The sequence below is a fragment of the Gemella sp. genome, from assembly GCF_057272915.1.
The window spans coordinates 3,894-14,280 of the sequence record NZ_DBHIUF010000030.1 but is presented as its reverse complement, the minus strand read 5'-3'; the positions used below and the strand labels follow the sequence as shown (position 1 = coordinate 14,280).

The following is a 10,387-nucleotide window of genomic DNA, read 5'->3' as shown; positions in this document are numbered from 1 at the left end:
GATGTGTTATTAGATGCGTCCGTTGCTGTCGCAGTTACATTTCCTACTGGAATTTTCTCAGATACTGTAATTCTAGCTATACCATTGCTACCAGCTATAGCTGAACCAATTTCTTTACCAGTTGCATCGTATAGCGTAACTGTTGTTCCTGCATCTGATCTAACTTCTACTTCCACAGGGCTGTTTGCATTAGCTTTCCCCTCTAGTGAAGTTTGAATCTCTGGAGCAGATGGTTTCTTAATAACATTTCCATTCAACCTAATCTCTGGTGTTGGGTCACTAGTTCCCACTCCTGCTCCTCTGTGTGTATAAGTTACATCCCCGTTTGCTGCTACTTGTAACTCATCAACATTAACTGATGGGTTCGCTTTTTTCACAGCTGCTTTAACGTCTTGTATTTCTTTTGGAGTTAGATTCGTTAAATTAATTACTGGAACTTTCTCAACTGGTTTCAATCCTGCGAATGCTTCTGTTTCGTATGAATCTACTTGACCATTCTTATTGCTTTCGTGACGTGTTACTACACGGTCTCCTGCTTGGAATTTTTCCTCGCCTGATAGCGTTACTGTAATGCTTCCATCTTGATTTACAGTGATGTTACGATCATTACGACTGTTTGTATATCCATCCGCTGTTTTTGTTAATTGCATTCCAACACCACGAATAGCAACGTGTAATTTATCTCCAGTTTCTACCGTTGTGTTTGGCTTAATTGTTACAGTATTATCCAACTCATTAAATGTTGTTGTAATGTCAACTGGTTTAACTTCCAAGACTGGAACTGTTACTTCTTTTGTAGAATTATCAGAATATGTTAACACTACAGTAGCAACTTTCTCGCCATCTACTTCTGTAATACGTCCGTTATCTTTTAGCACTTTACTAATTGGTTGCGGTTGATCACTTGGAATTGTAACACTATTAATCACTTGGTTTGATTCTGTAGTTGGAACTATACCCTGTGCAGTTGCATCTTTTGCTGCTTTGATTGAAACTTCTGGTATTGATGAAACTGTAATTGTATGCTCTTTCGTTACTGTTGCACCTGCCGCATCTGTCGTTGTATACGTTAAAGTGTAATCACCTTTTTGCAGAGAATCATTTCCTGATAATGTTACATTTTGAGTTCCTTTTCTAATTGTAACACTCAAGTTTTCATTAGCAGTACGACCTACTGTTTTATTCGCATCATCTTCTGTATCTGCTACTGTCACAAGATTTTTTAACCCAGTCATCGTTAAGCTTCCATCCGCTGTGTAATTATGCGTATCTGGTGCTTTTACTGTGATTGTTGGATTTGTATTCGTTGCGTTTGGCGCAAAAATCCATCCCGAAGCTATATTTCCTGCACTATTATCATAGTGTACTCGAACCATCATAGCTCTTGGTGCTGAAGAAATTGTAAACGGAATGTCAGATTTCTGATTTGAGTCTTTAATGTGTAATTTGAATACTCGTTCAGATGGGTTAGAAGTTACTTCTTCTGTTAACTCAGTTGTTGTTTTTCCAGAAGGTCTATTATTAACAGATTCTTCTACTTGCCATCCATTATCAGTTTTCAAAAATCCATATTGGAAACTATGTCCTTCTTTGCTTGCTATTACTACATAGAACTTACCTGCATCATGTGGCACATGAACAGTAATATCACGTCCTGCTTGTAATGGTGTATCAATAGATGCCGCATTACTCAATTGAACATTAGCTCTAGTTGTTGCCGATTCTACATCATACATAACTTGTGTAACCGAAACTGGATTTGTTGATTTTGTATTCGAATCTTGTTTAACGTTTTGCGTTAACACTTCATTAGCTTTCAAATTGTATGTCCAGTTACCATTTTGATCAACCGTTGCTTCACCTGTTTTACCATCTTGTAAAGCAATCTTAACAGTCGCTCCTGCAATACCTGTACCTGAAATACTACGTTCTGTTGAACTTAAATCAGTTCCAAATCCATCGCTTGGAGTTATCGTTGGCGCTGCTGGTTTTGCCACTTTATCATGTGAAATATCTAATGTTGAACCATCTGGGAATGTAGCTACTACAACTTTTGCTCTATCATTTGTACTTCCTGATGTAAATGTTACTCCTGTTGGTAAATTACTGTTATTACGGTTCACTTCTGTAACTTTATCCGCAAAAGTTTGTTTAATTGCTGATGTAAAGTTACCATTTGTAACATCACTATTTCCATAAACTACTTTAGCTGTATCAACTGGATATGTGATAGATGCTCCTTTTGAGTCTGCAAGTGATGAAACTGTAATTGTATGTTCTTTCGTTACTGTTGCACCTGCCGCATCTGTTGTTGTATACGTTAAAGTATAATCACCTTTTTTCAGATACTCATTTCCTGACAAGGTTACATTTTGATTTCCTTTTCTAATTGTAACATTAAGGTTATCGCTTGCTGTATTTCCTACTGTCTTGTTCGCATCATCTTCCGTATCTGCTACTGTCACAAGATTTTTCAATCCATCCATCGTTAAGCTTCCATCCGCTGTATAGTTGTGCGTATCTGGTGCTTTTACTGTAATCCCTGGATTTGTATTCGTTGCATCTGGTGCAAAAATCCATCCCGAAGCTGTGTTTCCTGCACTATTATCATAATGTAGTCGAATCATCATAGCTCTAGTTGCTGAAGGAAGTATAAATGGAACATTTGTCTTTTTATTTGAATCCTTAATGTGAAGTTTTACAACTTTCTCTGAAGCATTTGCTCCTGCTTCTTCTGTTACTTCTGTTGTTGTAGCACCATTAGGTTCTGTTACTTGCCATCCACTAGCTGTTTTAGTAAGAGCGTATTCATAACGCCCAGTTTTTCCTGCAATCTGTATATAGAATTTTGCCGCATCGTGTGGTACACGAACAGTAATGTCTCTTCCTGCTTGTAATGGTGTGTCGAATGAAACAACATTAGATAAACGAACGGTAGCCGTTGTTGCTGCAGACTCGATACTATTTGCTACTTGTTTAACAGAAACTGGACTAGTTGCTTTTGTTGTTGCATCTTGTTTGTAGTTTTGTTTTAGCGTTTCTCCCGCTTTTAAGTTATATGTCCATCTTCCATCTGAACCAACTGTTGTTTCACCTGTATTTCCATCTTGTAAAGCTACCTTAACAGTTGCCCCTGCAATACCTGTACCTGAAATACTACGTTCTGTTGAACCTAAATCTCCATCAAAGTTTGCCGATGGTGTAATTACTGGTGCTGCTGGTTTCGCCACTTTATCATGTGAAATATCTACTGTTGATCCATCTGGGAATGTAGCTACTACAACTTTTGCTCTATCATTTGTTGTACCTGGCGCAAATGTTACTCCTGTTGGTAAATTACTATTACCACGGTTCACTTCAGTTAACTTATTCGCAAAACTTTGTTTGATTGCTGTTGTAAAGTTACCATTTGTAACATCACTATTTCCATAAACTACTTTAGCTGTATCAACTGGATATGTGATAGATGCTCCTTTTGAGTCTGCAAGTGATGAAACTGTAATTGTATGTTCTTTCGTTACTGTTGCACCTGCCGCATCTGTTGTTGTATACGTTAAAGTATAATCACCTTTTTTCAGATACTCATTTCCTGACAAGGTTACATTTTGATTTCCTTTTCTAATTGTAACATTAAGGTTATCGCTTGCTGTATTTCCTACTGTCTTGTTCGCATCATCTTCCGTATCTGCTACTGTCACAAGATTTTTCAATCCAGCCATCGTTAAGCTTCCATCCGCTGTATAATTATGCGTATCTGGTGCTTTGACTGTGATTGTTGGATTTGTATTCGTTGCATCTGGAGCAAATACCCATCCACCTGATGGATTTCCTGCACTATTATCGTAATGTACACGAGCCATTATACTTCTTGTCGCAGAAGGAATTGTATATGGAATATTTGTCTTTTTATTTGAATCTTTAATGTGTAATTTTACAACTTTCTCTGAAGCATTTGTTCCAGCTTCTTCTGTTACTTCTGTTGTTGTAGCACCATTAGGTTCTGTTACTTGCCATCCACTAGCTGTTTTAGTAAGAGCGTATTCATAACGCCCAGTTTTTCCTGCAATCTGTATATAGAATTTTGCCGCATCGTGTGGTACACGAACAGTAATGTCTCTTCCTGCTTGTAATGGTGTGTCGAATGAAACAACATTAGATAAACGAACGGTAGCCGTTGTTGCTGCAGACTCGATACTATTTGCTACTTGTTTAACAGAAACTGGACTAGTTGCTTTTGTTGTTGCATCTTGTTTGTAGTTTTGTTTTAGCGTTTCTCCCGCTTTTAAGTTATATGTCCATCTTCCATCTGAACCAACTGTTGTTTCACCTGTATTTCCATCTTGTAAAGCTACCTTAACAGTTGCCCCTGCAATACCTGTACCTGAAATACTACGTTCTGTTGAACCTAAATCTCCATCAAAGTTTGCCGATGGTGTAATTACTGGTGCTGCTGGTTTCGCCACTTTATCATGTGAAATATCTACTGTTGATCCATCTGGGAATGTAGCTACTACAACTTTTGCTCTATCATTTGTTGTACCTGGCGCAAATGTTACTCCTGTTGGTAAATTACTATTACCACGGTTCACCTCAGTTAACTTATTCGCAAAACTTTGTTTGATTGCTGTTGTAAAGTTACCATTTTGAACATCACTATTACCATAAACTACTTTAGCTGTATCAACTGGATATGTGATAGATGCTCCTTTTGATTCTGCAAGTGATGAAACTGTAATATTATGTGTTCTCTCAACCCTTGCACCTGCTGCATCTGTTGTTGTATACGTTAAAGTATAATCACCTTTTTTCAGATACTCATTTCCTGACAAGGTTACATTTTGATTTCCTTTTCTAATTGTAACATTAAGGTTATCGCTTGCTGTATTTCCTACTGTCTTGTTCGCATCATCTTCTGTATCTGCTACTGTCACAAGATTTTTTAACCCAGCCATCGTTAAACTTCCATCCGCTGTGTAGTTATGCGTATCTGGTGCTTTTACTGTGATTGTTGGATTTGTATTCGTTGCTGCTGAAGCAATAGTCCATCCTTGATCAGCGTCATTTCCTGGGTTAGCTGGATTATTTTGACTATTAACGTGGTGTACACGGAATCTAACTTTATTTTCACCTGCTGGAATTGTAAAAGGAATATTTGTCTTCTTATTAGAATCCTTAATACGTAAAGTTAACACTTTCTCAGAAACGTTAGCTCCGTCTTTCACGATTAACTCAGTCGTGTTCGCTTTGTTAGTATCTGTTATTCGCCATTGCCCATCAACTTGTTTAACTCCATATTCGTACTCTTGTCTTGTGCCGTAGTTTAGTTGAATATAGAATTGACCTGCATCATGAGGAACTTTAACAGTCAGTTCACGTCCTGCTTGAACTGGAGTATCAATAGAGATTGCTCTAGCTAATTGAACATCCACTGTTGTTGCTACTGATTCAGCATCATTTTTAGTCTGCTTAATAGAAACTGCACTATTAGCTTTTATAGAAGCATCTTGCTTAGTATTTTGCGTAAGTTTTTCATTTGGTTTTAAATTATACGTCCATTTTCCTTGGTTATTAACTGTTGTTGTACCAGTTGTGCCATCTTGTAACGTTACTGTAATTGTTGCCCCAGCTACCCCTGTACCTGAGATGCTACGGTCAGTCGACACTAGAGTTCGATTGTATTTTGCTTCCGTAGTAACTGTTGGTGCTACTGGAAGAACTTTGTATTTTAAGTAATAGTTCTTATCACCTGTTACACCATCACTAACAGTTATAGTTGATGTATAAATTCCAGGTTCTCGATTTGCTGGAACATCCCCAGTAAAGAACACAGGACCAAATGTATTGTTTTTACTGTAATTATTAGAAGTAGCAAAATTATTATTTGCATTTCTAGCAGTAACACCTGGTGGTAAATTATCAATTGTAAACTTAGTAATCGTTCCAAGATTATCCCATGCTTCAAGCATTGGTCTAAACGGACTACCTTGAATCACTTCGTATAGTGCATCACCTGTTCTTGTTTCCGGAAGCGGCGTAGTAGTACCGACAAACTGAACTACCGGCGGTGCTCCATCTGTAGCTTGTTTTTCTGCTGAGGGATCAGATGCCACCTCGGTACGCGGCGTATTATCGTAATCAATCCAACCACCTTTCACAACAGTTTTAGCGACATATGTCCCAATTTCTAATGTAAGGTTATTAAACGTTGCTACTCCATTTTCTCCAGCAGTAGCCTTAATAGGTTCGCCATTGCCATCTAATAATGTGATTAAATTACCGCTATTATCTTTCTTATAAAGATAGATATCGTAGCCTTTCGTACCACCACTAACTTGGATATTGCTTGCCACACCAGCTACTCTTGTCAAATCAGTTGTAATAGTTGGTGTTTTTGGTTTAACAACAAAGTTAATGTCAATCTTATCGCTCGTTCCATCTGTAAACTCACGAGTAACGGAATATTTTTTTACACCTGGAGTATTAGCGATATCGCTAGCAACATTATTAGCGGCAATCTCGCGACCATCTTGTTCCCAAAGGTGATCTACGGGTCTTCCGTTTTCATCGTTAATTCTTCTTTTATATTGATCTATAGTCAATCCGTTTGCAGGTGCAAAATAAGAAGTGGTATCAATCTTTTTAACACTTCTAAAATCTCCTGTAACAATTACACCTCTAGCTCTTTCCGGGTTATTTTCAGCGTAATTTTCTTCATATACATTTGGTTGACCTATATAACCAAAGTTACCACCAGAACCACCAAAGTTAATTGCAGAATATTCCCCTTGATTAACTTTCCAGAAGTTGTTTCCTTTTTCTTCAATTGGATATTTATCTCCTAATGAGCTTTCCGCAGGTGTACGAGCGTGTATTAAGAATGTATTCAAACGATGCTTAGCACCCGATGAACTTCGCTCTGCGATTACCCCAGAACCATATATCAAGTCTTTTTCTGATTTAGTACTTGTATTATCTGTTACAAACGTTAATTTATAGCTAGTATTATTATCAATTGTAAAACTATACAAATCCTGAGTATTTGATTTTAGTAATTCATACTTTTTATTTGTAATGGTTTGAACATCAGATGGTTCAGGAACATCTTGCCAGTTAGTTCGATTATAGAATCCATCTTGTCTAACTAATGCGTCAAGATTTCCTTTTTTATAAACATTATTAGTAAAAATTCTTTGTCCTGTACTATTAACAGTTCCTTTACGAACCTCTCTAATACCTATTTTATCTAAAGCAGTAGTAATCTGATTATCAGGAGCATTTACAGCATTCGTATTATTTCTCGAAATGGCAATTGAATCAGTTCGGATGGTATGACCTTTTGGAATTGTAAACCAATACGTATTATCTAAGAACGCATGTTTATCTCCATTACCATTCCCTTTATTGATATCAATTTCCCAATAATATCCATTTTTAATTTTAGTCACTTTCTCAGTGATATATGAATCTGCATTTCCTTTTACCAGATAAGAACGAGAGTCAGGAGTATCTTTTCTTTGATCACTAAACCAAGCATAAGTGTATTTTGAATAAATTGAGTGTTTTGAACCATCTTCGATAAACCAAGTTTTGGCTGAATTATAATTTGGCCATGAGCTATCACGGTCTTGTCCAGCTGCACGTTCACGACGATTTACCGGTAACGCTTCAACTTGAGCGCTAGGTTGGTGATTAAGGAATCCTTCAGCAAAGTCACGAGCTTGTTTTAAGTCCGCTAATGCTTTATTGAAATCTTCTTCAGACAATACTGCATTTTCGTCAGCAAGCCCAATTTTTTCATTTAACTTGTCATAGTTAGCTTTGATTGCAGCTATCTTAGCAGCATCCGCACCATTATCTTTTAAGTACTTAACGATATTGCGCATTTCCTCTGCTAATGCGTAAGTACCTGTATCTCCCGCACCATTTGTGTAAGTTGGTAATGCTTTTGGTGCAGTTTCTTTGTTAGAAGTCGCTGCTTCTACTTTTGGAGTCTCACTTGTGCTAGCCTCTGGTTGAACTTCTGTAGTTCTTCCTCTTCTTCCTCGAGAGCTTCTAGCTGGTGTTGATGTTTCTGTGTTTGCAGCTCCTACCTCAGCACTACGATCTGTTCCTGATTGGTTAGCTTCTTGCGCTTTTTTAGCTTCTTCCGCTTTCTTTTGTTCTGCCGCTTTTTTATCAGCTTCAGCAACAGTAGCGTTTAATTTTTCAGTAGCTTTTTTTAATTCCTCTACTTGTGTTTTAACTTCTTCTGCTGTAGCATTTTCATTTTTTAATAATTCTTTAGCGTCCGTTAAAACTTTGTCAAGTTCTTTAGCGATACCGCTGATTTTTTCTTTTTCTGTAGTTCTAACTAATGTATCTAAATTAATCGTTAGTTTGCTTAATTCTGCTTTATCTACTTTTGCAGTTGGTAATGCTGTCGCAGGAACATCAACTGTAATAGGCTTATTATCAGCTGCTACTTGTTTTCCAGAATCTCCGCCGGCATTTTTATCATCATTTGCGGCGTTCCCACTATTTTGTGCATCATGTGACACTGGAACATTTTCTGCCTTAGCTGACATTCCGCCACCAAAGAATATTAACGACGCTACAGCTACACTGGCAGCACCGAAGTGATATTTTCTTATCGAAAAACGTGTGACTTTTTCGCCATTTTTGTATTCATACCACATATATTAATATCAATCTCCTTTATATATTTTTTCGGTTATTTTTTTGTATTAGATGTTACATAAAATACATCTAGATATTTAGGTCATATATACATTAATATCTAGTATATACTTTTCAACAATCCTAAACATAATAATTATAATATACTACAAACCTTAAATCAACTAAAAACTTGTATTTATCAACGTTTCAGCTCATAATACGAGGACTCAAAAAAATAAAAAATAGGAAATATAATGGTCTTTTTAAGTTGATTTGATATTAAGAGACTTCTTGAAACCCTTATTACAAAGCTTTTCTATATCAAAAAAAAAAAAAAAAACATTATGAAAACCATGATTTTCTTATATAATTATTCTTATTTTTAAGATTATAAAAAAATTTTATTTTAAGTATAATTTTCTAGTTTACTAATTAGCTATAACATCAGTTATGTAAATGTTTTTATATCTCATTTTTCCAAAAAAGTTTTTTTATTGTAAACCTACAAACGAAGAATTTTTTTATCTAAAACTAAAACAATAATTGAATATTCACAACTAACATTTAAAAATCATATCATGGGAAAATAAATTCAATTGTCACACCTTTAAAATAACTCTAATAACTACATTAAAACTCACTTCAAACCAAAAAATATCAATTTCCAAATACTACCTACTAAAAAGCTGCACCCTAAAATACTGTTATGTGTCAGTACCGAAATTTATTTGATGTGAATGTCTTTATAAAATTCAACTTTAATATTTTTTCTTCGGACGGAAGCGACTCGAAAATCGTGATTTCTTAAGAAACAAGATTTTGTCGAGTCTACCCTGTAAAGTTTATTAGATATCTAAAAATTTTTTATAAAGCGATTTTAGATATCAATAAACCGCTGCCTCTATGAGTTTTCATATGAACTTTATTAAATTTTAGGACCTTTTCGTCAGCACCCTCTTATTTTTACTTTAATTTTGTAGTTTTTTTGTATATACATAAATTGCTTTTACTTCTTATTTTAAGTATCCTCTTTACAGTTTTTATATAAGTATGTATAATCAATATCCCCCTCTCTCCCACTCTTACAGATATACAATAGGAGGAGTATACTTATGAATTACTTAAAAACAAAAGACAATATAAAAGTTCCTGTTAGTAAAGAGGTTTATTCTCAGATAAATTCTATTCAAAATCGCACGAACTATGTTACTAGAAAATTTAAAGAATGTGGTTTAGTTTATTATGAGAATTATTCTTCTGAAAACAATACTGGGGAGAGTCGAATCAAGGATTGTTCCGCATCATCTACTGTAACAGTTATTAAAGAAGAGCTGTATGACGCATTATATGATGCTTTAGCCACTCTATCTGTAGCTGATCAACTACTTTTATATAAACTATACGCTAAGAATTCTTCACTTCGAGGGGCTATGCAAAATAATCTTAATCACCCTACAAAAGTCAAACGTCATCAACAAGCACTGCTGAAAAAATTAGCTATTTTGTTAAAAGAATATGAAGAGGATTTTTTTGATAGTATTACTAGATAAAATTTTAAAGTTTTTGTGACAAAAGGAGCAATGCTGAATAATCTTTATTATCCTATAAAAAGTAAAACGTCATCAGCAAGCACTGCTGAAAAGTTAGCTATTTTGTTAAAAGACTACGAAGAGAATTTTTTTGATAGTATTACTAGATAAAATTTTAAAGTTTTTGTGACAAAAGGAGC

Annotated in this window: 2 protein-coding genes; one reads left to right on the top strand and one right to left on the bottom strand. The window is 35.5% G+C overall.

What is annotated here, in order from left to right:
• The coding region (locus tag ACO6OL_RS08195) for an Ig-like domain-containing protein (RefSeq protein WP_485502785.1) at positions 1-8,675 on the bottom strand (8,675 nt) is incomplete at its 3' end.
• A 1,095-nt stretch (positions 8,676-9,770) separates the two neighbouring features.
• On the opposite strand from ACO6OL_RS08195, the gene ACO6OL_RS08190 reads away from it, so the two are divergent.
• Entirely contained in the window at positions 9,771-10,208 is a 438-nt protein-coding gene (locus ACO6OL_RS08190; protein ID WP_485502784.1) for a hypothetical protein, read from the top strand.
• Positions 10,209-10,387: the final 179 nt, after the last annotated feature.